Raw genomic sequence first — 24,288 nt, 5'->3', positions numbered from 1 at the left:
AACGCCGTTCCAGGATCGGGACGCCGTCCGGGGTGTCTCCAACCCGGCGAACGTTCGTGGTCACTGGACTTGCCGTGCGCTATCTCCGGCCCGTACTCCAGCGAGATCTCGCCGTAGATCTGCGCCCGGTCGGAGCTGCCGATCTTGGTCAGCGGATCGAAGATCGCCAGGATGAAGGGACCACCCCGCTCGCGCGGAGAAGACCTGATAGCGACCGTCCACACGGACACCGGCGACGGACCACCCCCACTCGCGCGGGGAAGACCACAGCGCGGGCGCGGAGTGGTACACGAACGACGGACCACCCCCGCTCGCGCGGGGAAGACTACGACCTGGACTTCGGGTCGATCGCCGACACCGGACCACCCCCGCTCGCGCGGGGAAGACTCGACCAGCAGCCCGGCCGTCAGCAGTACGGCCGGACCACCCCCGCTCGCGCGGGGAAGACCAACCGAGCGCGGTCAGCAGCACGCTGACGGCGGGACCACCCCCGCTCGCGCGGGGAAGACGGCCTGGTCGATCGGCGGGCGTCCGTCGTCGGGGGACCACCCCCGCTCGCGCGGGGAAGACTTGTGGCGTTTGAACGCCACCGCCGACCCGTACGGACCACCCCCGCTCGCGCGGGGAAGGCGTAGTGGCCGCGTGCGCCCCGGTCCGCCCTGACGGACCACCCCCGCTCGCGCGGGGAAGACCTCACCGACAGCGCCAAGGAGACCGCCGGCGAGGGACCACCCCCGCTCGCGCGGGGAAGACCACGCGACGACCGACTCCAAGGAGCTGGACAAAGGACCACCCCCGGCTCGCGCGGGGAAGACTTCGGCCTCCGCCCCGGCGTCAACACCGTCAGAGGACCACCCCCGCTCGCGCGGGGAAGACGCCGCCTCCAAGGCGGACAGGTGGTCCACGAAGGGACCACCCCCGCTCGCGCGGGGAAGACTCGACCGGTGACCTCTTCCGCCGGTACGTCCAGGGACCACCCCCGCTCGCGCGGGGAAGACTCCTCCGGCCGCAGCAACCGCCCGCTGGGCGCGGGACCACCCCCGCTCGCGCGGGGAAGACCTGCCGCTGTCGCTGCGCAACGCCGTGAGCCAGGGACCACCCCCGCTCGCGCGGGGAAGACTTACCGCGTTGATGAAGCTCGAACGCGACACCGGGACCACCCCCGCTCGCGCGGGGAAGACGGCGGCAGCCAGTGGGTCAACACCTCCAGCTCCGGACCACCCCCGCTCGCGCGGGGAAGACCTGGGACAGCCGACGCCCGGGACGAGCGAGATGGGACCACCCCCGCTCGCGCGGGGAAGACGCGGGGGCGGCGGCGTGATCTACGAAATCGAGCGGACCACCCCCGCTCGCGCGGGGAAGACGGTGACGGCACACCGGTGAACCTCGCGCTCCTGGGACCACCCCCGCTCGCGCGGGGGAGACACTTGTTGACCTGTGAGTTTACAGCGGGGTAGGGCGGGTTTCATTCGGTGCATCTGGGTTTCGCTAGTTGTGCGGGGGTGGCGCTCAGGGTGAGCTTGGTTGGCAGCAGCACACTGACGAACGACGGTGTGGTGGCCGGGGCGGTGACGGCGAGTCGGTACCGGGTTGCTGCGTGGGCGGCGGTGAGGGTGAGCATGCCTTGGCCGAGATGCACGCCTACCTGTGGCGGACAAGGTGACCGAGATGGTGACCGCTACCCGTCCTCGGCCGAGAACTCCGGCTCGCCGGGATCGGCTGTCCGCCGCCCAACCCGCAGGCGCTGCCCGGTGGCGGTGGGTGGTGTGACGTCACGGCGGTCTCCCCGTTGGTGACCGGTTCCGGTATCGCAAAGCGGCTCCCGGGCCTCGACCCGCCGGCCGATACGGAGAAAGCCGGGGCGGTCTGGCACTGTTCGGTGCGTTCCCGGCCTCGCCCCTGTTCGGATCGGTACGAGAGTGGTGGCGTGGGGGAGCGGGCGCACCGCTTCATCGTGCCCGACATTCCACCGGCCGACCTGGGGATCGCGCCCGTCGACGTTTTCGCGGGCCACAGCCGCCTGGGTGCGCCGTCGCGTCCTGGGTCTGGATGGCGAAGACCCTCCGGACCGCCGTCTCCGCTGCGGCCTCCGTACCCCGCCCGCCGGCGCTTGTGCGCCGGCCCGCGACAGTCGTACACGTTCCTGGTCGAGCATGGGGTTGCGCCGACTCGGCGGCTCAGGAGACGGCCGCGTTGAGGACGTCGGCGAGTTCGACAGGCACCGAGAGCATCGGCCAATGCCCCGTGTGCAGGTCGAAGCGCCGCCACGGCGGCTGGTTCAGGTAGGCCAGCATCGGGATCCCGGCGTCGAGCAACCCCGTGAAGTCGTGGCACGCGATCACGACACGGTCCACTCCGGGCCCAGGGTCGCCGGCTTCGGTGAGGCGCTGGGTGTAGGTGCCGAACGGCTGAGGAGTGGCCCGCGCGATCAGTTGTTCCCGCTGAACCTCGTCGAGCCCGTCGAGGCTGCTGGACATGCCGAGAACGTCGACAGGCGGCATCGGGAGCCGCCAGCCGTCCCCGAAGGCGGCGACCTGCTCACGCAACTGGTCGGCTGCCTGCGGCGGCATGAGGTCGAGCATGCACATCCCCTCCGCGAACGGGGCGCTGTCCACGTAGACCACGCGCTCCAGCCGATCACCGAGACGCCCTGCGGCGGCGGTGACCGGAGCGGCCGCGTAGCTGTGAGCGACCAAGGTGACGCCGCGCAGATCCCGGCCTTCGACAAGATCGGCGATGTCGCCCACGTGGGTGTCCAGGTCGGTCTGGGGACCGCCCAGATCGGCCCGCTCGGCCAGGCCGGTCAGCGTGACCGCCACTGCGGTGTGGCCGCGCTCCTGCAGGGCGCGAGCGGTCTCTTCCCAGGCCCATGCCCCGAGCCAGGCACCGGGAACCAGTACGAACGTGGCCATGTGATCTCCCTGCGATGTGGTGTCTGCCGGGAGCGTAAACTCCATACAGGACAGAATCGGCCCTGATAAGTAGGGTGACCCGTGTCGCATCCTCTGACCCGCGTGTTGACGCTGCTGGAACTCCTCCAGTCCCACGCCACGCTGACCGGAGCCGAACTGGCCGAGCGCCTCGGCACCGATGTCCGCACCGTGCGCCGATATACCGCTCACCTGCGTGACCTCGGCATCCCCGTGGAGGCAGAACGCGGCCGCTACGGCGGCTATCGACTGGCTCGTGGATACCGGATGCCACCGCTGGTCCTCACCAACGACGAGGCACTGGCCGTCGTCCTCGGCCTGGTCGCCGCAGAACGAGTCGGGATGGGCACCACGGTGGCCACCGCAGGCGCCCTGGCGAAGATCGAGAGGGTGCTCCCGCAAGCGCTCCGCGAACCGCTCGCCGCCATCCGCGAATCTCTCGCGTTCACGGCCAACGCCGTGATCGGGCAGGCACCAGGCACCGGCATCCTGCTCGCCCTGGCCCAAGCCGCCTCCAGTCGCACGACGGTCGGCATCAGCTATGAGTCGTGGCACCGGCAGAGCACGGAACGCGATGTCGACCCCTACGGTGTGGTCTTCCACAGTGGCCGGTGGTATCTCGTGGGCCACGACCACCTCCGAGACACCCTGCGAACCTTCCGCGTCGACCGCATCGACTCCGCCACCCCTCAAGCCCGCGATTTCACGGTTCCCGAGAACTTCGACGTCGTCGCCCACCTGACCGCAGCCCTGGCGCAGGTCCCCTACCGCTGGCAAGTGGAGGTGACCATCCATGGACCCATCGACGAGATCGCCCGCCGACTGCCCCGCTCGATGGCAACTCTCACCGCCGACAGCACGGGCGTCCTCATGCGTGCCCGGGCGGAACGCCTGGACGGCATGGCGCACCTGCTGGCCTCCTTGCCATGGCCCTTCACCATCCACCACCCCACCGAGCTGAGACATGCCCTCAAGGCGTTGGCCGACCAGCTCGCAGCAGCCGCAGAACGAGAACCGGCAGAACGAAGCCCGTAACCCGAGACTTCTGCTCCCGGTGTCACCACCCGGCCCGCACACAGTGCAGTGACGCCTCCTGAAGGCCGAAGGCTGACCGCTGGACACCTGGCGCTCCCACGAGATCGGCAACGGCCGGGTACGTCCACGCCATCGGCTTCAACACCGAGCGAGGCGACAGCACGATCGCGCTCGGCGGGCGACGCAACCCCATCTACCCGATCCTCAAGGACGACGGCCGCAGGTTCGCCGTGGTCGGCGACGCCGAACGGTGGAGACCCCGACCGGGACGCGTGCACCACGAGACTGACCGGACGCACGTGGAGGGTTGATGACCGGATTCCACGGTTTGCGTGTCGACCGTGACGGCGTGCGCGAACTGCTGGACTCAGAGGAGTCCGCCGCCTTGCGCGCGGGTGGGCCATCCCGGCAGGAATTCGGATGCCTGCGACCCGGCCCGGGTGGGACGGCTCAACCGTACGGTGGCTTGGTGACCCCTATGGTCGGATGTCGACCGAAAGTAGCGGCCTGGCTCGCTCCACGGCGGGCCGCCGGCGCAGCGGTTCTACCTGGCCGTCGGTGCGGCCCGGGTCGGCACCGTCCCGGCCAAGCCCCCACGCTCACCTGGGAACGGCCCGAGGTGGTGTCCACCCTCGACGGACGTCCGCGCCAGCGCGATCAGCAGGCGCAGGGACGGCGAGGTGGAGTCCCGGTGCCACACCAGGTCCAGGCCCACCTCCGGCGGATCGGTGAAGCGCAGCATCGTGGTGCCCGGCGGCCGGTTCACGCCGATCGTGCGGGTCACCACGACGAACGTCTCGGCGGTCAGCTCGTCGAACCGCCGCCAGCCCGGCAGGTGCGATTCCTGCACGGTGGTCGAGGGGGCCAGTGCCGCCAGGACGGTCGTGCGCCACGCCAACAGGTGGCGGGGTGAGAGCAGCAGTCGGCTGCCGGTCAGGTTGCGCGGCGTTACCTGGTCCTTTGTGGACAGCGGATGGCTGTTGTCCACCACGACCACCAGTTCCTCGCGGTGCACCGACACCCGCTCGAACTCCGGCCGGTCCGCGACGCTGCGCGACAGGACCGCGTCGAACCGCTGCGACAGCAGCCCTTCGGCCAGCTCCGCCGACCACGCCTCGGTGGTCTCGACGGTCATCGCGGGGTGGTACCGGCGGACCGCGTCCACAAGCCGAGGCACCGCCTCGAAGGACGCGCTGACCACGTGCCCGAGCCGGACCGTGCCGAACTCGCCCCGGCCCGCCGCGCGGGTCAGGTCGGGCAGGTGGTCGGCTTCGTCCAGGATGCGGCGGGCCGACTCCACGAACACCCGGCCCGCGTCGGTCAGCGCGGTCGGGCGGCGGGTGAACAGGTCGACGCCGAGTATGCGTTCCACGTGGGCGACCTGCCTGCTCAGCGCCGGTTGCGCGACGTGCAGGCGGTCCGCGGCGCGCTGGAAGCCGCCTTCGTCGGCCACCGCCACCACGTAGCGCATCAGCCGCAAGTCGATCGACATGCCCGCAGGATATGTCGCCAGACCGACGCGGTATTGGTTGCGGTGGCGGTCCGCCGGCCAGACTTGCGCCCACGGTTCGAACGGGGAGGAAACATGCGCAGACGCGCTGTGTTGGCGGCGGTCGCGGCACTGGGCGCCGCAGTGCTCGTGCCGGGGACGGCGGGGGCGACGGCGTTCCCGAGGCGGTTCCCGCTGCCCGACGGGCTCATGCCGGAGGGCATCGCGATCGGCGCGTGGCCGACGGCCTACTTCGGGTCCCGCGCCGACGGCTCGATCTACCAGGTGAACCTGGCCACCGGGCGCGGGCGGGTGCTGGCCACCGGCCCCGGCACGCCGTCGCTGGGCATCAAGGTCGACTCGGCGCGGCGGCGGCTGTTCGTCGCCGGCGGCACGGGCGGGGACGTGCGGGTGCTCGACGCGTTCACCGGCCGGACCATCGCGAGCTACGAGCTTTTCAAGGGCGAGTCGTTCGTCAACGACCTCGTCATCACCCGGGACGCGGTGTGGCTCACGGACTCCGACGAGCCCACCCTCTACCGGCTGCCGTTGGGGCCGTGCGGCGAACTGCCGACGCAGGACCAGGTCCAGCGGGTCCCGCTGACCGGGCAGATGGAGGACATCCCGGACCTGGCCAACGCCAACGGCATCGTCACCACGCCCGACGGCAAGGCGTTCATCATCGGTCAGACGTCGACCGGCAAGCTGTTCCGCGTCGACCACCAGGGCGTGACGAAGGAGATCGACCTGGGCGGTGTCCTGCTGCCGCGCAACGACGGCCTGCTGCGCGAGGGCCGCAACCTGTACGTGGTGCAGAACCGGGTCAACCTGTTCACCAAGCTGGAACTGAGCGCGGACGCGTCCAGCGCCAGGGTCGTGACACAGGTGACCGACCTGCGGTTCGACGTGCCCGCCACGGTCGCCGCCTGGGGCAACCGCTTCTACCTGGTCAACGGCCGGTTCAGCACCACGCCGACGCCGACCACCACGTACGACGCGATCGCGCTCGACAAGTTCTGACCGGTCCCGAGTCGGCCCGGCACCACGGCCGCCACGTCACGCACCCCCCGACAGGACCTCCACCCCGTGCCGCAGACCTACATGAGCGGGCACCAGGTCGTTGCCCCGCCGACCAGCACGACGTCCGGCGCGAATCCGGCGTGAACCACCACCCGTGCCCGGCAACGGCGGGAAGCGCGCACCGGACCGGCCCCCGGAACACGACGGAGCCGCCCGCAGCCGAAACCCCACCACCACAGTCCCATGGTGCGGGCGGTCGATGCTGGGATGGCCGAGACCGACGTCCACGACCGGAAGCAAGCGCCGCCGTCCGAGGTCGGGACGAAGCGCCGGGAGTTCGCCGAGGACATCGCGGCGATGGGCAACACCCGTGGCGGGCTGACCGTCCATGAGGTCCGTGGCGAGAACGAGCGTGCTGTTGGGCTGAAGGGTGTGCTGAATGGTGAGTGGGCTGGCAGGCCCTACGGTCATCCGCCAACTGGTGTGGGCGGCCATTGGTCGACGGCCTGCTGATCGAGGCGCTCGACGGCGAGGACGGAGCGCCTGGCCTGAACGCAGTGTTCGTGCCTCCGAGGCCGGACACGTCCCATGTGACCGGGGAGAAGAACGAGATGGGTGCTCCGTATCGCGATGGAGCTTGGTGAAGAAGGTGGGAGTCAGCGCCGCTGTGGACCATGGATGGAGGTCGGGTGCAGGTTGGTCGAGACGTGGCCGATCCGTCTGGGCATCGTGATCCATGGTGTGGCGATCGGGGCTGGCGGTGGAGTCGGCGGCGTATCACCGCCGCTGTTCGTGGCGGCTACAGCCGATGAGAACTGTCCAGAGCATGGTCGGACACTCTGCTGTGCGTCCCGATCGGCGAGCGGTCTGCCCGGCTGCGTTGTGCTTGTCGCCGGGTTGTAGTCCGGCACCGGCTTCCGCGCCGCGGGGAGCCGATGGCGTTGACCGCGCAGTACGAAAATGATCGTTCTGCATTCACCGGCGGACCCGTCCGCAGGCGAGCGCTAGTTGCCAGACAGTCGAAGCCATGAACCCGATCCAGTCGACCGGGTAGGCGGGACTGTCGCCGAACGGCCGCGCCGAGCCCGGCCGGACCGTTTTTCGGCCGAATCGGTATACGAGGCACTCGGGCTGGATCCCCGATCGCCTGCGCCCGGAACGCGCATCCGCAACCACCACCGGACGCCGTTCCGCCCCAGGGGCGACGCTCCGCGACCGACGCCACCCATCGTCGCCCTCCGGCAACACACGGTGAGCGACACCGTCCGGGCACCGCCCCGCCCACCCAGGGGGTGTTTTCTAGGTATCGCCACTTAATTGCGCGTGCGTTCCGCTCCCGGAGGCGCTCGGGGAGGGTGATCGCGCCGGCCGCTCATTCTTCACCCTGCCTCGCGGGCGGCACGCCCCGGCGTAGCCGTGGGTGCGAAAAAGGAGAGTTCGATGGACTACAGGTATTCCAGGCGTGCGCCGGCGGTGGTGGTCGCTGCGGCGGGTGCCGTGCTGGTCGCCGCGGTGGCACCCGCCGCTGCCGCGCCCGCCGAGGGCACGATCCGCAACGCGGGCGCCCAGGGTTCGGTGACGGGCAGTTACATCGTGGTGCTCAAGGACGCCGGCGCGTCGGCGGCGTCGGTCGATGCGGTCTCCACCGACCTGGCGGGCCGCTACGGCGGGACGCGCAAGCTCAGCTACACCGCCACGATCCGCGGCTTCTCGGTCGCCATGCCGGAGGACCGCGCGCGGCGGCTGGCGGCGGACCCGGCCGTGGCTTACGTCGAGCAGGACGGCACCGCGCGGGCCGTCGGCGAGCAGGCCAACCCCACCTGGGGCCTGGACCGGGTCGACCAGCGCGCCCTGCCGCTGGACAGCAAGTACGCCTACCCCAACGACGGTGACGGCGCGACGGTCTACGTCGTGGACACGGGCGTCTACCGGGGTCACGCGGACTTCGGCGGCCGGGTCACCTCGGGCCGCGACTTCATCGACAACGACAGCGACGCCTCGGACTGCCACGGCCACGGCACGCACGTCGCGGGCACGGTCGGCAGCGCCACCTACGGCGTGGCCAAGAAGGCCAGGATGGTCGCGGTGCGGGTGTTGGACTGCCAGAGCAGCGGCCAGTGGTCGCAGATCATCGGCGGTTTCGACTGGGTCGCGGCCAACGCCGGCGCGAACTCGGTGATGACCGCGAGCCTGGGCGGCAGCAGCAACTCCTCGGTGGACGACGCGGTGGCCAAGGTCGTGGCCAAGGGCATCACCTCGACCATCGCCGCCGGCAACAACAACGGCGACGCCTGCCAGACCAGCCCGGCCCGCACGCCCAGCGCGATCACCGTCGGCGCGACCGACAACGCCGACAAGCGGTCGCTGTGGAGCAACGGCCAGGGCTCGAACTACGGCACGTGCGTCGACCTGTTCGCGCCCGGCACCAACATCACCTCGACCCTCCAGAACGGCGGGTCCGGGCAGATGTCGGGCACCTCGATGGCCACCCCGCACGTCGCGGGCGCCGCCGCGCTGTACCTGACCGCCAAGCCTGGCAGCACGCCCTCCCAGGTCACCCAGGCGCTGCTGACCGCCGCCACCCCGGACAAGGTCACCGACCCGAAGGGCTCGCCGAACAAGCTGCTCTACGTCAAGGAGTTCGGCACCACCCCGGGCACCTGCACCCCGCAGAGCAGCTCCGGCGCGGTGGCCATCCCGGACGCCGGCTCGGCCGACTCGCCGGTGACCATGAGCAACTGCACCGGCAACGCGTCGGCGTCGACCACGGTCAAGGTCGACATCGACCACACCTTCACCGCCGACCTCGCCATCGACCTGGTCGGCCCGTCCGGCGCGGTGCTGAGCCTGCGCAAGTCCGGTGGCCTCGGCGACGCCAACGGCATCCACACCACCTTCACCGCCAACGCCTCGGGCGAGACGAAGAACGGCACGTGGAAGCTGCGCGTCACCGACGTCTACCGCTACGACACCGGCTCCATCACGTCTTGGACGCTGACCCCGTGACCGCCGCGACGAGGACGATCACATTGCGGCGCAAGCGTTCCACGCGGGTCGCGGCGGCCCTGGTCGGGGTCGCGGTGAGCGCGCTGGCCGTCGTCGCGGTCGCCGGCGCGGCCTCGGCGGGCACCCGGACCGCGGCCACCTTCGAGGGCGACACCCCGTCGCCGCCGCCCGGTGACGCCTCGGCGTTCATCTACAAGGGCCAGGACGCCACCCTGTCCGAGTACCCGCCGGTGATCGCCGCGCTGCGCCAGGGCGGCGTCCGCCCCAAGGGCCAGTCGTGCACCGGTTCGGTGGTGGGCAGGCGGTCCATCGTGATCGCCGCGCACTGCGCGGGCCTGGAGGGCACCAAGACCTTCAACTACGGGCTGGACGACCTCGCCGCCGGCACCGGCACCACGCTGACGGTCAAGTCCTACGAGCTGCACCCGCGCTACGTCAACTTCGACCAGGGCTACGACGTCGCGGTGGTCACCACCAACGAGGACATCCCGCTCGCGCCGGACAAGTGGGCCAAGTTCGCCACCTCGGCCGACGCGGGCATCTGGAAGGTCGGCGACCAGGGCCTGAGCCTGGGCTACGGCAAGAAGACCCACGACGACAACCCGGCGGACGTCTCGCTGGACAAGCAGAGCTTCCCCATCGTGGACGGCGCGCGCGCGTGCCAGGGCGTCGGCGCGGGCTTCAAGGCCGCGACGATGATCTGCGCGGGTCACCCCGACGGCCGCACCACGATCCTGCCCGGCGACAGCGGCGGGCCGCTGGTGGTCAACGGCACGCTCGTCGGCCTGGCGTCGTGGAGCAGGTCGGACTTCAAGTGGTACGGCATCTGGAGCAGGCTCGACAACGAGATGGGCGACTGGGTCAAGGAGAAGGTCGGAGCGACCCGGCCCGTCGAGTTCGGCATGGCGGTCGACCCGTCGTCGGTCCGGGTGGCGGCCGGGTCGAGCAACTCGGTGGGCGTGACCACCACGGTCGGCGCGACGCCGGAGGACGTCGCGCTGTCCGCGTCGGGCCAGCCGTCCGGGGTGGAGGCGGTGTTCCAGCCCGCGTCGATCAAGGCCGGTGAGGGTGCCAAGCTCTCGTTCACGGCGGCGGCGGGCACCCCGGACGGCACGTACACGGTGACCGTCACGGGCAAGACCGCGTCGGCGACGAAGCGGGCGACGGTGACCCTGGTCGTCGGCCAGGGCGGTCCCGGCGGCGAGTTCGGCCTGGGCGTGAGCCCGGCGGCGCTCAAGGTCGAGCCGGGCAAGGCTGCCTCGACCAACATCACCAGCGAGGCCGTCGGCGGCACGCCCACCGAGGTCACCCTGTCCGCGAGCGGTCTGCCCCCGGGCGCCGAGGCGGTGTTCCAGCCGGGCACGATCACCTCGGGCCGGACGGGCAAGCTCACCGTCACCACGTCGGCGAGCACGCCCAAGGGCGAGTACCGGGTCACCGTCACCGGCACGTCGGGGTCGGTGGGCAAGCAGGCCGCGCTGACCCTCACCGTCGGCGACGGCGGGCAGCAGCCCGGCGGCCTGACGGTGTCGCTCTCGCCTGCCTCGGGCACGCTCCAGCCGGGCGGCGCGCTGTTCCCGACGATCCGGGTCACCGGCGCGACCGGCCCGGTGACGCTGTCCACCGAGGGCGTCCCGGCCGGGGTGAACGCCCAACTGGTGCCCGCGACGATCAGCGCCGGCCAGTCGTCGATGCTGTTCCTGACCTCGTCGTTCTCGGCCACGCCGGGCACGCACAAGATCAGGGTCACGGCCACCGGCGGCGGGAAGTCGGGAACGGCCGACTTCACGCTCACGGTGGCGTCGCGCTAGCGGGTTGCGACCGGACCGGGTGGGGCGTGCAGGGCCCCGCCCGGTCCACCCGCACGTCCGCACGCGACAGGCCGTCGCCCCTTCGGCCCGCGCGGAGGCCGCCCGGCGGAACCTGACCGGACGGCACGGGCCGATAAACACCGTCTGCACGCGGTTCGGCCGTGGGCGCTGGACGGCACGGTCGAGTGCGCCGCCGATGAGCCCTGACAACGCTCCCTACCGTTCGTCGGGTCCGGCCGACTCGGCGACGAACGCCGCCCGCGACCGCAGGCCCAGCTTGCGCATCGCCTTGGCCACGTGGTGCTCCACCGTGCGCGGCGAGAGGTACAGCTCCTCGGCGATCTGCCGGTTCGTGCGCCCCGCCGCCACCAGCCCCACGACCTCGCGCTCACGCGGCGACAGGTCGTCGCCGTAGCTCTTGCGCCCGCGCGGGGTGCCGCGCCGGAACCGGCGGGCCAGCCGATCGCACCGGGCGGCGTCGCGGTCGGCCCCGAGCCGGACGAACGCACTGCGGGCAAGGTCGAGCTGGACGGTCGCGGTGCCGGTGTCGTCGCGCTCCAGCGCGGCGCGCGCCGCCGCCTCGCGCGCGGACGCCCCGGCGTGCGGATGGGGGAGGGCATCGTAGCGGTCGGCCGCGCGCAGCAGGCGTGCCAGCGCAGTGGCGTGGTCGCCATCGGCGGCGGCCAGCACCGCGTGGCACATCTCGGCTCCGGCGGCGGCGAGCGGCGCGTCCCGGCCGTCGATGCCCTCCTCGTACTCGGCCACCACCTGCCGGGCGTCGTCCAGCCGACCCGCGCGCACGAAGGCCCGTGCCGCCTGCGGGGCCAGGTCCGACGCCCACACCCACACACCCTTGCGCCGCGTGTGGGCCAGCGCGCGCTCCGCTCCCACGGCTGCCGCCGCGACGTCCCCCCGCGCCAACGAGATCGCGACCCGGCACGCGGCGACCGCAGCCGACACCGGCGCGTTCTCCGGAGCGGCGGCCACGGCGTCGTCGAGGTGCCGCTCGGCCAGGTCGCGGTCGTCCCGGGCCAGCGCGAGCCACGCCAGCGCGATCCACGCGTCGACCGCCAGGAACGGCATGTCGCCCGCCTGCTCGATCAGCAGCGCGGCAGCGGACGGCAGCCCGTCCCACCGGCCGGTGGCGGCGTCCAGCCGCAACCCGGTCCCGGTGCTGAGCATCGACAGGAACGGCACGTCGGCGTCGGCCAGCAGCGCGCCGCCGGTGCGCAGGTACTCCCGCGCCGTGCCGTAGTGGCCGGTCCACGCCGCCGCGTCGGCCAGGTTGTTGTACGCCCGGCTGAGCTGGCGGCGGACGCGCGGCGAGCGCCCGGCGGCGGGCAGGGCCGCGACCGCCGCCCACAGCGCCGGGTCGGCGAGCTGGGCGAGCGCGCTGACCTGGTTGGCGCGCACCGAGACGACCAGCTCGGCGTCGTCCACGGCCTCGACCGTGCGCACCGCCTCGGCCAGCCAGCGCAGGTGGAACCCGACCGGCCGGGTGCCGAAGCTGGGCAGCGTCAGCACCGCCATGCCGCGCAGCGCCAGCGCGGGCCGGTCGCGCAGGTCCAGGATGGCCGTCTCGATCTCGTGCTGGCCCAGCTCGATCCGGCCGGCCTGGTTGATCAGCAGCCGGCCCAGGTTGAGCCGCACCTCCGCGCGCGCCGACCGGCCCAGCGACTCCTCGCGCAGCACCGACCACAGCCGCTCCACGGTGCTGGCGTGCGCGATCCCGTTGAGCGCCACCCGGCTCAGCCGCACCGCGAGGGTGTTGCGGGCGCGGGCCGGCAGCGCGTCGTCGACCAGCGCGTCCTCCAGCAGTTGCAGCGCCAGGGCGGTGTCGCCGACCTCGGTGGCGTAATCGACCGCCGCCAGGGTCTTGCGCGCCCAGTTGGCCAGGTCGCCCGCGCGCCGGTGGTGGTGGGCCAGCCGCACGGCCGGCGGATCCGGCCTGGCCGCGAGCAGTTCGGCTGCGCGCGCGTGCAGCCTGCGCCGCTGCGGGCCGGGGATCGAGACGTAGGCGGCCTGGCGGGCCAGCGGGTGCCGCAGGGCGTACCGGTGCCCGCCGGTCTCGTGCAGCACGGCGGCACCCAGCGCGCGGATCAGCGCGCTGCCCACCCGGCGCGCGGGCAGCCCCGTGACGGCCACCAGCTCCTGCTCGGTGGCGGGCATGTCCAGCACGGCGGCGGCGTGCACGACGGCGGCGACGGTCGGCCCCAGCCGGGCCAGACGCTCGGACATGGTGTCGCGCAACAGGACCGGGATGTCCACCAGGTCCAGCACCCGGGGACGCGGCGCGTCGCCGGTCTCCCGGACCTCCCGCAGGACCTCCTCGACCACGAACGGGATGCCGGCCGTGCGGCGGTGCAGTTCCCGCGCGAAGTCCTCGGGCACGCCGGTGCCGAGCAGGTCGGCGGCCAGCGTGCCGACCGGTCCCGGACCCAGCGGGCGCAGGCGCAGCAACGAGTTGCGGCCGTCGGCGAGCAGCCGGTAGCCCGAGCCGGGCAGCAGCATCGCCCCGCCGACGCGGTGGTCCTCCCGGCGGTAGCTCAGCACCGCCGACAGTTCGGCGGTCGGCTGCCCGGTCAGGAACCGCAGCAGGTCGTGCGTGCCCTCGTCCGCCCAGTGCAGGTCCTCCACGACCAGCAGCGTGGGACCCAACGCCGCCAGGAACTCCCGCACCGCCCGGAAGACCCGGTACCGCTCGACCGCCGCGTCACCGCGTTCGGGCTCCGGCGGCAGCACCGCCGCCAATTCGGGCAGCAGGGGTCGCAGTGCGCCCATGACCGCCGGCAACGGCCCGTCCGGCTTCTCCAGGCGCGACCCGTTCTCCCGCAGGATGTCCACCACCGGCCCGTACGGCAACGGCGTCCGCATCGGCTGGCACGCGCCGAACAGCACCGTGCGGTCGGCGATGTGCGGCAACCGCAGCAGCTCCCGGATCAGCCGGGTCTTGCCCACCCCGGCCTCGCCCTCCAGCAGCACCACGGCGGGCGGCCGGCCGACCGTGCCCGCCAACTCGGCCAACTCGGTGGCGCGGCCGACGAAGGTCGAGGTCGGCACGCGCACCGGGGGGAGGTCTGGTTGCGCCACGACCGCACGCTACCCGCGCGGGCAGCCGGTCGAGAAGACATCACCGGCAACCGCATTCCGGAATTTGAATGGGTACCCCCACAAATAGCGCGCGGCATTCACCGGCTCGCCCGGCCGGCGGATGGTGGTCGCCGAGCGGTGCCCTTTCCCCTGCCCCTGTCACCGCTCGTGCGAAGGAGCCCAGGAATGATGAGTCGGAAAACCGGACTCGCCGCGTTCGCGGCGGGCCTCGCGCTCGCCGGCCTGCCGGCCACACCCGCTGCTGCCGCACCGGCGGTCGGCACCGTGGTGCAGGCCAAGGAGCACTACGCGGGCCAGTACATCGTGGTGCTCAAGGACGCGAGCGCCGCCGCCGTCGACACCACGTCCCGCTCGCTCGTGGCCACCTACGGGGGCACGATCGCCTCGACGTACAAGGTCACCGCGCGCGGCTACTCGGTGCACGGCATGACCGAGGAGCAGGCCCGCAGGCTCGCGGCCGACCCGGCCGTGCGCACGGTTCACCAGGACGGGAAGATGCGCGGCAGCGACGTGCAGACCAACCCGACCTGGGGCCTGGACCGCGTCGACCAGCGCGACACCGCACTGGACCGCAAGTACGAGTACAACGCCACCGGCGAGGGCGTCACCGTCTACAGCGTGGACAGCGGCGTGCGCATCTCCCACCAGGACTTCGAGGGCCGCGCCCGGCACGGCTACGACTTCCTGGACAAGGACAACGACGCCTCCGACTGCAACGGCCACGGCACGCACACCTCCGGCACGGCGGTGGGCAAGACCTACGGCGTGGCCAAGAAGGCCAAGCTCGTCGCCCTGCGCGTGCTCGGCTGCGACAACAACGGCCCCGACTCGCTGCTCAGCGACGCCGTCGAGTGGATCACCGCGAACGGCGTCAAGCCCGCCGTGGTCAACATCAGCATCGGCCAGTTCGAGACCGGAATCGGCGACGAGCAGATCCAGGCGTCCATCCGGGCGGGCTTCGTCTACGCGGTGGCAGCGGGCAACAACAACGGCGCGAGCGCCTGCAACTACAGCCCCGCCCGGGTGCCGGAAGCGATCACGGTCGCCTCGATCGACCAGGGCGACCGCCGCTCCGGCTTCTCCAACACCGGAACCTGCGTCGACATCTACGCCCCCGGCGGCAACATCACCTCGCTGTCGCACAGCAGCGACACCGGCACCGCAGGCAACTCCGGCACCTCGATGGCCACCCCCCACGTGACCGGAGCCGCAGCCCTGTACCTGCAAGGCCACCCGACCGCGTCCCCCGCCGACGTGGCCAAGGCGCTCACCGACCTCGCAACCCCCGGCAAGGTCACCGACCCGGGCACCGGATCGCCGAACAAACTGCTCTACACCAAGGAGATCACCGCAGGCGGCCCCAACCCGACCTGCCCCCGCCAGACCAACGCCACCGACGTGGCCGTCCCCGACGCAGGCGCAGCCGTGACCACCCCCATCACCGTCTCCGGCTGCGACGGCAACGCCTCCGCGACGGCCTCGGTGGAAGTCACCATCACCCACCCGTACCGAGGAGACCTGACCGTCGACCTGATCGCCCCGGACGGCACCACCTACCCGCTCAAGGCCTCGTCGGCGGGCGACCCGGCGGACGACGTCCGCGCCACGTACACCGTGAACCTGTCCTCGGAGGCGAAGAACGGCACCTGGAAACTCAGTGCCCGCGACGTCTACCGCTACGACACCGGCACCATCGACACCTGGTCGATCACCGTCTGACCGACGCGAACGCACCGCCCGCCCCGGCCGCCGGGGCGGGCGGTCACACCGTGGGAGACGTCCGGACAGGCACGTCCGGGCCGACGCGTGCGGCGGCCCGCTTCCTTGCTGGCGCGGCTGCCGAGATCTGCACGGCGGGGTCATGTCGAACGGCCGGCCGTCGAACCCCGGGAACGCTGTCCAGAACGCGGCGCTCCGCGTGGCCAGGGGCAGCGATCGGCGACGACGTGGCCGGAGCGGACCGGCGGCTGGAATCCCACGCTCGATGCGGTGGTAGTGCTCCGCCGCGAACAGGCAGGCCGGCGCATGTCCGGTGACCGTTTCCGCCAGTTCGGAGGCGAGCTTCTCCACGGGTCCGCCGCGCCGGCGGGCTCGGCGGTGGTGTGGGTGTGTTCGCCGTGGGCGACGAGCGTCTGCACCAGGTACCTGACGATCGCGGTCCTCCCGGCACCGCTCGGCCCGTCGATGTCGACGAACACGCCGCCCTCGTCGTCAGAGAAGGGCCAGTTCGTCTTCCCTGGCACCTTCCGACGTGGGTCGCGCAGCTCGGCCAGTGTCCGTCGGCCTGCGCGCGTGATGCGGGTGGCGCTCGTTGTGCACCCGGCAACCGAGCGAGTGTCGGAGGAAGCAGCGCGACTGCTCGGCCGCCAGGCCGCTCACGATGGCCGCCCGCTCGGAGATGTCTACGACCGTCGTGGTCGATCGCCTCGGGCAACACGCGCGCCGGATCGTGTACTTGTTCCGCGGTCCGCACCCGGTGCGGTACCGATCGAGCCGTGGAAGCGGGCAGAGCTCGCACAGTTCCCGCACGCCGTAGTGGCAGCTGTAGTTCGGCAGCCCGTCTGCGCCGGATGATGCGCGAACGACCCCCGCTCGCGCAGAGAAGATGGCGCGGCGAGCTTCGTGCCGTCGCCCACGTCCGACTCACCCTCCGCTCGTGTGGAGAAAACGGACGTGGCCACCGGACGATCTGCGGGGCGGCGTTGTGGCCCGGCGGCACGACGGCGGTGGACGCGACGTTGCTGCTGGCCCGGATGCTGGTGCCGGAACCGTTGCGGCTGGGTTGGCGACGGTGCTCGGGGTGCGGGCTTCGGCGTTGCCGCACGAGGAGCTGACTCGGGGCGACCCGAGCCTGGCCGACGCGGCCAGCCGGTCATCGTGCCGGAGACCATCGTGATCGACCACGGCAGCGTGTTCGTCTCGCGGACCCCACCGCCGCCTGCGACCGGCTGGGCATCTCGGTGCAGCGCACCCACGAACGCGCCCCGCGAGGAAGCGCACGTGGAGAACGGCTTCGGGTCAATCAACACCCTGTCCGCCAAGTATGTCGCCGGCTACACCGGGAACAACCCGACCCCAGGGTCGGGCGCGCGGTGGCAGCAGTTCACGGTCCCCTGTTGTGGTGACCCTGCGAAGCGGCCTGTCGGCATACTGAACTGTGATGCGGCAACATCCGCACATGCCGAGGAGCGAACGACGTGGCCGGAAGTGACAGGGGTACGCCCGAAATTGTGGCCCGACGCGATCGGTCACGGTGCCGAGAAGCAGTAGGTGGTCGTCACCTCCGGGTACACGAGCGACTCGAACGTGCCGGGGCGGCAGGCCGTCTTGTCGAGCGAGTTCGTGAGGACCTGTACCCGCGCGTTCACCCCGGTGCACTCGCTTTTCGGTATCTCCGCCTGGAACAGGCCCATCTGGTAGCACTGGCCGTCTGCGAACACGGGTATCAGACACAGCCCGAGCGCGCCGCTCCACCTGTACCGCGCGTACTGGTCCTGGTTCGTGCCGGAGGCAGACCCGCAGTCCTCGCCCTTGCGCTGGAGGCTGCCGACGACGTAGTTGTGCGTGCCTGCGGCACAGTCCACCGCGCTGTACTCCGCCTCCAGGACCGGGCCCGTCAGCCGCACGCACGCACCGACGACGGGTTCGTTCGGGTCCGGCACCCGGCTGGCGGAGAGGGGAACCGGTCGTGCGTCGGCGGTGTGGTCGGGCTCCGGCAACATGATCACGTAGTAGACCGCGAGACCCACGACGAAGATCAGCGCCACGCTGACTACGAGCAGCGTCCGCAGGACGCCGGTCGACGGCCTCTCCGGTGCCAAGGCGTGTTCCTGCGGCGCAAATCTCTCAAACGGATCCGACATGGTTCCCCCTACCGAGTACGAGTGCATCTTAATCCACGTACCCGACGTCGTCGGGAAGGCGCCGCCGGGGTATTCCGCAGACGGCTCGCACAAGCCGATCGGCCAGGTGGTGAACGAGGAGATGCCACCCCGACGGTCACCGCAACGCACAACCATCCGTTCTGGGTCGAAATCCGCGCGCTCTAGGCGGACGCGGCGGCCAAGGTCGACGACCGGCTCCGGACGCCCGACGGCACCACCGCGACCGTCCGCGCGGTCCGCACCCGGACCGAGGTCACCACGGTCCACAACCTCACCGTGGATGGCATCTTGCTCCTCGGGCGCTACTCCAACGCCGAAAAGACCTTCAGCCTGACTGGAAAGAGTCGGGAGAACCTCCGTGACATATTCCGGTTCATGGAGAATCGTTGGCGGACTGGTGCTACCGTGAGGGCGGGATGAGTGTGCGTGGAGAATCCGCAGCAGCGGCGCTTGTCCGGCCGCTGGACACCCTCGTCGTCGAGAGCGAGCGCGTAGGGGTCGCCGAGGACCCGGTGGCAACCTGGGACCTCAGACCTGCCGACCGTGTGACCCTGGCTCGCTTCGGGGTGCCTCGCGTCCGGCGTGTCGATCCCCAGGTTCAACAAGGCCGAGAACCCGAGCTGGTGCACGACCAGCGCTCGTTCTACTCGCTGGGCCGCTTCAGCCGACTTGAAATAGGGTTGGTGCCGGGGCTGGGAGAGGTCCGGGGAATTCCGTCGGACGAGTGGTCCGAGGAGTGCTTCACCAACTCCTCGGTCGTCTATTTTGTCGAGACGGCGTGGCGTTGGTACCGGGTTTGGAAGGACGTCGAGCAACTCCAAGGCGACATCGAGCTGTACGATGTTCTTGACGACTTCCTGGCTTTCGCCGCCCAGCTGGATCCGCAGGTGGGTACCGACGATTCGTCTGCGTGGCGCGGTCGAATCAAGGTGTGGTAGCTGGGCGCATGACGGCATCGCTCCGAGGTTCGGAGACCAATCCCATCCCGCGCCCGCCTCTGCGGCTGGCGGCGACGGTCGACAATATTCACCGACGTCTGGGCACGATTGCTCGACGGGAGATCTGCTATGCCGGTACCGAGCCGTTTCCTTGAACATCGGTGAGTGGTTGAGGCCGATCAGCTCCTCTTCCACGCCTGACACCCGCCATCTGCTCAACCTCAGCGCACGGCTGTCGAAGGCCGGGGTGCCGGCGTCGGCGAGACGGCACCTGAACGAGGCGATCGAGGCCGACCTTGTCCTCTCCGCCGGGATCGCGGCCGGAAGCACTTGGGTCGTTCCTGGATCGGTTGATCGGTTGATCCGGCCAGCGGGCTGTTCGCGGACTGCTGGGCGACAGTCCGCTCGTGCGCCCGAAGTCCAGATGTCACGGTCTGATGGCGGCGATTCCAGCGAGGCCGCAAGGTGGGCAATGTTCACGTTTCGGTGCCCAACGGGGTTGAGGTGATGGTGTCGATACTTCACGCGTCGGCATCGGACGACGCATTTTTGCGGAGATCGCGGACATTCGTTCATGGTCTAACTGACAGTTCGACTGATCTTCAGTTCAGGAGATTGCGGTATTTGGGTGAATCTCGACCTCTGCGAGGTCGGGCGAGAAGTCGAATTGGATTTTCGGCGCTGCACCTGCTTACATGTCCACCCTCATCTACGAAGCGTTGCGCATCAGGAGAGTGAGTTGCAGTGGGGTCGCCTCCTGTGTGGGGTGCCTGGGGGAAGGCGTCCGGGACGCGGCCTCCGCATCCGTTGGTATGTCACGTTGTGGACACCGCGGCAGTGGCCGAGTTGGTGATGCCGGGGTTGTTGGGCCCGGTGTGCTTGGCGGAGTTGAGGGCGTCATTCTCCGTGTTGGACGATCCCGACACCTGGATCGCGCTCCTGTGCGGCCTGCACGACCTCGGCAAGTACGGGGCGGGCTTCCAAGGCCAGCGTGTTGATCTCGCCGTTGAACGGTTGGGTGGCGAAGCGGCTGCCGATCTGGCGTATCTCGCGCGGCCGAAGGGTGTGCCGAGAGTGGATACGCCGCACGGGACCGTGACCGCGTTACACCTACGCGACATGTTGGCGCGGTGGGGGATGCCGTCGTCGTCGGCGGAGATGATCTCTTGCGCGTTGGGCGGTCATCATGGGTACTTCCCGGCTCGCGGCGAAGTGGACCAGGCGGGGACCGAGGTCAACGACCACGGGGGCCAGCGGTGGGCCACATGGCGTAACGACCTGGTGAAGGACCTGGTTCGCGCGTTCGGATTGAGCGAGCCGGAGCCGTCGCGGTGGGCCGGCGTCCGGATCGGAGTCGAGACGGCGGTGGCATTGGCGGCACTGACGACCGTGAGCGACTGGATTGCGTCGGACACGTCGAACTACACGTCGCCGGGGGAGCCGTTCGACCTGGGTGACTACATCGCGCAGGCGCGGAAGCGTGCTGGTGGTGCCGTGGTGACGGCGGGAATGCGGTCGTGGAAGGCTCCGGTCGACACCTCCTTCGACGCGTTGTTCGCCGGGCTGTCCGAGGTGTGGCCGGTGCAGGTCACCACGGCGTCGTTGGTGGCGGGCCGCAGCGAGCCGACGATGCTGGTCGTCGAAGCCCCGACAGGTGAGGGGAAGACGAACGCGGCATTGCAGGCGGCGGCGACACTGGTCGGACGCCTGGAACTGACCGGGGTGTACGTGGCGATGCCCACGAAAGCCACCAGCCGCCAGTTCCGCGGCGAGTTCGAGAAGTTGCTGAAGCACGTTGGCGACGACTCCACCGTGAAGTTGGTGTACTCCGAGGTTCAGGCGTCTCTGGAGGAGCCTGCGGTCGAGCCGTCGGACGTGGGACAGGACGATCAACAGGACTCCGACGTCGCGGCGCGGGAGTGGTTCACGCGGAAGAAGAGCCTGTTGGCCGCTCTCGGTGTCGGCACGCTCGACCAGGCGGCGAAGTCGGTGGTGCGATCGGGGCACCAGTTCGTTCGGTTGGCCGGGCTGTCGAGCAAGGTCGTGGTATTCGACGAGGTGCACGCATACGACACGCAGATGTCGGCGTTGCTGGACCGGCTGCTGATGTGGTTGGGACGGCTGGGGGCGTCGGTGGTGCTGTTGTCGGCCACGCTGCCGTCCCGTCGGCACCACGAGTTGGTCACGGCCTGGCAGGCGGGCGTCCTCGGATGTCCTCCCTCTGCCGTCCCGGCGGGGGAGGAGGGAATCGCCTACCCACGGGTCACCGTCGCCGGACGTGGGCCGGCCAGGACGGTTCCGGTCGGTGTGTCGAAACTGAACACCGGCCGGCTGGTCGTGCTGCACAAGATCGTGCCGGACGAGCACGTCGCCGACTGGTTGGTCGACCGTGCGCGAGACGGCCGTGCTGTGGCTGTGGTGCACAACCTGAGGGGCCGCGCGAAGGCGACGTTCGAGGCGGTCCGCGAGGCGGTCCGTGACCTGCCGTCCCATCGGCGCCCGGAAGTGGTTCTCCTCCATGGTCAGTTGACCAACGCTGAACGAACGCGGCGGGAAGCGGACGTGCGCCGCTGGTTCGGGCGGGACGGCGAGCGGTGCCCGGCGATCGTCGTCGGCACGCAGGTCCTGGAGCAGAGCCTCGATCTGGACTTCGACACGATGGTGACCGACCTCGCCCCGATCGACCTGCTGATCCAACGCGCCGGTCGGGTCCACCGGCACAGCCGCGCCGGGCGCGGTGACCTGGTGCTGGGAATCACCGGGGTGACCGACACCCCGGCCGGGCCGACCTTTCCCCAGTACCTGCACTCCGTGTACTCGCGCTACATCCTGCTGCGAACCTGGGCCGTGGTGCGCAACAAGAATCTCATCAGGTGCCCGGATGAGGTGTCCGAGCTGGTCGACGCCGTGTACGGGCCGGCCGGGGCGGTCGCCTGTCCCGACGGCTGGCAGGCCCTGTGGCAGGCATCGGCCGCTGCCCACCAGCGCGACATCAACAAGCAGAAGGACCAGGCGCACCAGTGGTACGTGCCCATGCCGATGGCGGTCGAGCGGCTGAACGAATTGACCGACATCCCGGCACACGTGAAGAACCTGCGATCGGGAGGGAAATGGCGTGACGGACGAACCTGAACCACTGAGCACGTCCGTCGACGTCGTCCTGCTCCGACGTGACCGGGCTTCCGGTCTGCTCACCACCGTGTCCGGCAGCGGGCCGGTCGACTTGAACGACGAGCGGCTCTCGCCTGACGTGGTGGAGGGTCTGCTGGCGGACGCCACAGTACTGGCCGCCCCGGAAGGCGTCACGGAAGCGGTGGTGCGTGCCGTGCAGGCGACGGCGGTGCCGGTGGCGTTCGCGGCCCAGTCCTGGCTTCGCCACCACCGCGCCCTGGTGTTCGAGGACGGACGCTGCCACGTGAGTGGAGACGTGCTCCACTACGACGAGGAGTTCGGTGTGTACACCGATGACGACCTGTGACCGAGCCCGTGTTCGACCTGCTGACCGAGCAGTGGATTCCGGTGCTCGACCTGGACGGCAACGCCGACGAAGTCGGCTTGGAGCAGGTGTTCCTGCGGGCTGACAGGTTGTTGCGCATCGTGGGGGAGACCCCGCCGATGACCGCTGCCCTGTACCGCGTCGTGCAGGCGTTGCTGCACCGCGCATACGGTCCGGCGGACGGAGCGGCGTGGGGTGCGCTGTGGGAAGGCACGGCGTTCCCCGAGGAACCGCTGGTGAAGTACCTGAAAGACAAGAGGTCCCGGTTCGACCTGTTCGACCCGCAGTGGCCGTTCTTCCAATGCGCGGCGCTGGCCAAGCTGACGCCGAGCACTCCGTACAAACTCGTCGCCCACCGCGCCGTGGGCAACAAGGTCACCTTGTTCGACCACACGACTGCACAGGACCAGGTGACCATGTCACCAGCGCAGGCCGCTCGTTGGTTGGTGACGAACCAGGCCTACGACCCCGGCGGGATGAAGACCCCGTTCCCCAAGGACAAGTCCTCGCAGAAGGCGCCGTGCAACACGATGGGCGTCGTCCTGCTCGAAGGTGCGACTTTGAAGGAGACCTTGCTGCTCAACGCACCGACGTACATGCCCGAGCTGGAACGCGGGACGAAGGCGGGCGATCGTCCGGTGTGGGAAGCCGACGACGTCCCGGAGGGCGATCCGAAACCCCGACCTGCCCACGGATGGACCGACCTGCTCACCTGGCCTTCCCGCCGCATCCTGTTGCACCACCGGGAGGAGGACGGTCGACGGGTGGTCGACGGCGTTGTGCTCACCCCTGGCGACCGGTACCACGGCTCCTCACCCGTCGACGAGAAGATGGCCGCGTTCCGCCAGCCGATCGGCAGCAACGGCAAACCGATGCGGGACAAGCCGCTGCTGGCAGTGCGGCTGCACCCGATCCGTGGGGTGTGGCGGCACAGCGTCGAGCTGCTGATGTCCGACCGCCGGGAGGAGAACAGGTCCCGACTGCGGCCCCGGACGCTGCACCTCATCCCCGACCGGGTGGCCGACGGGTACATCCGCGCCACGGCGGTGTACACGCTGCGGGTGTTCGGACAGCAGTTGGACGACAAGGGATCGGTCGTCGAGGCATACCTGGAAGACCAGGTCCCCGCACCCGTCGCCCTGCTGCGCGCCGACGACCCGGTGCTCGGTGCCCTGATCGGCACGGCGATCGCGTTGGCCGACAACGCCGGTGCGGCGCTTCGCCACATGGAGCGCGACTACCGCAAGGACAAGCGCGCACGACCGTCCAGCACCCTGGACCTGGACTACTGGCCCCACCTCGACTCCGCGTTCGCCACCCTGCTCACCGATCTCGGCGACCGCTGGTCCGCCGGCGCGGCGACCACCGATGCCGTCACCGCCTGGTCCCGGCACGTCCGCCGCACTGCACGACACGCCGGCGAACGCTGGGCGCGAAGCGGTCGTTCCGACGTCAATGACCTGGTCCTGATGGCCAAGTACTTCGATCGGTTCCTCACCCGCTTGAACTCGCTCATCCGCACCTTCGAGACCGAGGTGCGCAACTACATTCCCCGGGAGGAGGAATGA

At 70.5% G+C, this 24,288-nt stretch carries 14 protein-coding genes and 1 CRISPR repeat array; of the genes, 10 read left to right on the top strand and 4 right to left on the bottom strand.

Annotated features, from left to right (window positions below; all coding sequences use genetic code 11):
* Positions 1–176: 176 nt before the first annotated feature.
* Positions 177–1,425: a CRISPR direct-repeat array (repeat unit 28 nt; unit sequence GGACCACCCCCGCTCGCGCGGGGAAGAC).
* Between the two features lie 752 nt (positions 1,426–2,177).
* Positions 2,178–2,912: an alpha/beta fold hydrolase gene (locus AB0I60_RS26720; protein WP_360734109.1), complete on the bottom strand. Its 735-nt coding sequence runs from the start codon at positions 2,910–2,912 to the stop codon at positions 2,178–2,180.
* Positions 2,913–3,014: 102 nt separating this feature from the next.
* Here AB0I60_RS26720 and AB0I60_RS26715 point away from each other — a divergent pair, with 102 nt between their 5' ends.
* Positions 3,015–3,965: a YafY family protein gene (locus AB0I60_RS26715; protein WP_360734107.1), complete on the top strand. Its 951-nt coding sequence runs from the start codon at positions 3,015–3,017 to the stop codon at positions 3,963–3,965.
* A 544-nt stretch (positions 3,966–4,509) separates the two neighbouring features.
* Here the strand turns inward: AB0I60_RS26715 and AB0I60_RS26710 are convergent.
* The gene (locus AB0I60_RS26710) at positions 4,510–5,457 is read right to left on the bottom strand and encodes a LysR substrate-binding domain-containing protein (protein WP_360734104.1); all 948 of its coding nucleotides are present in this window, start codon (positions 5,455–5,457) and stop codon (positions 4,510–4,512) included.
* A gap of 93 nt (positions 5,458–5,550) precedes the next feature.
* Between AB0I60_RS26710 and AB0I60_RS26705 the strand changes: the two genes are divergently transcribed.
* From AB0I60_RS26705 to AB0I60_RS26690, 4 genes are all read left to right on the top strand, one after another.
* On the top strand, positions 5,551–6,474 hold the full coding sequence (locus AB0I60_RS26705; RefSeq protein ID WP_360734101.1) for a superoxide dismutase: 924 nt from the start codon (positions 5,551–5,553) through the stop codon (positions 6,472–6,474).
* A gap of 267 nt (positions 6,475–6,741) precedes the next feature.
* The gene (locus AB0I60_RS26700; RefSeq protein ID WP_360734099.1) at positions 6,742–6,987 is read left to right on the top strand and encodes a hypothetical protein; all 246 of its coding nucleotides are present in this window, start codon (positions 6,742–6,744) and stop codon (positions 6,985–6,987) included.
* 927 nt (positions 6,988–7,914) lie between these two features.
* On the top strand, positions 7,915–9,480 hold the full coding sequence (locus tag AB0I60_RS26695) for a S8 family serine peptidase (protein WP_360734096.1): 1,566 nt from the start codon (positions 7,915–7,917) through the stop codon (positions 9,478–9,480).
* Positions 9,477–11,291 (top strand): trypsin-like serine protease, encoded by a 1,815-nt coding sequence (locus AB0I60_RS26690; RefSeq protein WP_360734093.1) that lies wholly within the window; start codon positions 9,477–9,479, stop codon positions 11,289–11,291. The genes AB0I60_RS26695 and AB0I60_RS26690 overlap by 4 nt, the downstream gene beginning before the upstream one ends.
* Before the next feature lie 216 nt (positions 11,292–11,507).
* On the opposite strand, the gene AB0I60_RS26685 is transcribed toward AB0I60_RS26690, so the two are convergent.
* Positions 11,508–14,381, bottom strand: a complete 2,874-nt coding sequence (locus tag AB0I60_RS26685) for an AAA family ATPase (protein ID WP_360734090.1) — start codon at positions 14,379–14,381, stop codon at positions 11,508–11,510.
* Between the two features lie 186 nt (positions 14,382–14,567).
* Between AB0I60_RS26685 and AB0I60_RS26680 the strand changes: the two genes are divergently transcribed.
* Positions 14,568–16,121: a S8 family serine peptidase gene (locus tag AB0I60_RS26680; protein ID WP_360734087.1), complete on the top strand. Its 1,554-nt coding sequence runs from the start codon at positions 14,568–14,570 to the stop codon at positions 16,119–16,121.
* A 1,529-nt stretch (positions 16,122–17,650) separates the two neighbouring features.
* On the opposite strand, the gene AB0I60_RS26675 is transcribed toward AB0I60_RS26680, so the two are convergent.
* A complete protein-coding gene (locus AB0I60_RS26675) occupies positions 17,651–18,553 on the bottom strand; it encodes a hypothetical protein (protein WP_360734084.1) in 903 nt (300 codons plus the stop codon).
* Between the two features lie 119 nt (positions 18,554–18,672).
* Between AB0I60_RS26675 and AB0I60_RS26670 the strand changes: the two genes are divergently transcribed.
* From AB0I60_RS26670 to casA, 4 genes are all read left to right on the top strand, one after another.
* On the top strand, positions 18,673–19,224 hold the full coding sequence (locus AB0I60_RS26670) for an SUKH-4 family immunity protein (protein WP_360734081.1): 552 nt from the start codon (positions 18,673–18,675) through the stop codon (positions 19,222–19,224).
* Positions 19,225–19,968: 744 nt separating this feature from the next.
* Positions 19,969–22,356, top strand: coding sequence for a CRISPR-associated helicase Cas3' (gene cas3 / locus AB0I60_RS26665; protein ID WP_360734078.1), 2,388 nt, complete (start codon positions 19,969–19,971; stop codon positions 22,354–22,356).
* Positions 22,340–22,702 carry a hypothetical protein gene (locus AB0I60_RS26660; protein ID WP_360734075.1) on the top strand — a complete coding sequence of 121 codons (363 nt, stop codon included), beginning with the start codon at positions 22,340–22,342 and terminating at the stop codon, positions 22,700–22,702. The genes cas3 and AB0I60_RS26660 overlap by 17 nt, the downstream gene beginning before the upstream one ends.
* Positions 22,699–24,288 carry a type I-E CRISPR-associated protein Cse1/CasA gene (gene casA, locus AB0I60_RS26655; RefSeq protein ID WP_360734072.1) on the top strand — a complete coding sequence of 530 codons (1,590 nt, stop codon included), beginning with the start codon at positions 22,699–22,701 and terminating at the stop codon, positions 24,286–24,288. The genes AB0I60_RS26660 and casA overlap by 4 nt, the downstream gene beginning before the upstream one ends.

Origin of the sequence: Actinosynnema sp. NPDC050436, assembly GCF_040655415.1 — a bacterium.
GTDB lineage: Bacteria > Actinomycetota > Actinomycetes > Mycobacteriales > Pseudonocardiaceae > Actinosynnema.
This window is presented reverse-complemented; position numbering and strand designations above follow the sequence as displayed.

Excerpts from the sequence above, each read along its gene's own strand:
- AB0I60_RS26720 (WP_360734109.1), bottom strand. The coding sequence starts at position 2,912 with ATGGCCACGTTCGTACTGGTTCCCGGTGCCTGGCTCGGGGCATGGGCC.
- AB0I60_RS26710 (WP_360734104.1), bottom strand. The coding sequence starts at position 5,457 with ATGTCGATCGACTTGCGGCTGATGCGCTACGTGGTGGCGGTGGCCGAC.
- AB0I60_RS26705 (WP_360734101.1), top strand. The coding sequence starts at position 5,551 with ATGCGCAGACGCGCTGTGTTGGCGGCGGTCGCGGCACTGGGCGCCGCA.
- AB0I60_RS26700 (WP_360734099.1), top strand. The coding sequence starts at position 6,742 with ATGGCCGAGACCGACGTCCACGACCGGAAGCAAGCGCCGCCGTCCGAG.
- AB0I60_RS26695 (WP_360734096.1), top strand. The coding sequence starts at position 7,915 with ATGGACTACAGGTATTCCAGGCGTGCGCCGGCGGTGGTGGTCGCTGCG.
- AB0I60_RS26680 (WP_360734087.1), top strand. The coding sequence starts at position 14,568 with ATGATGAGTCGGAAAACCGGACTCGCCGCGTTCGCGGCGGGCCTCGCG.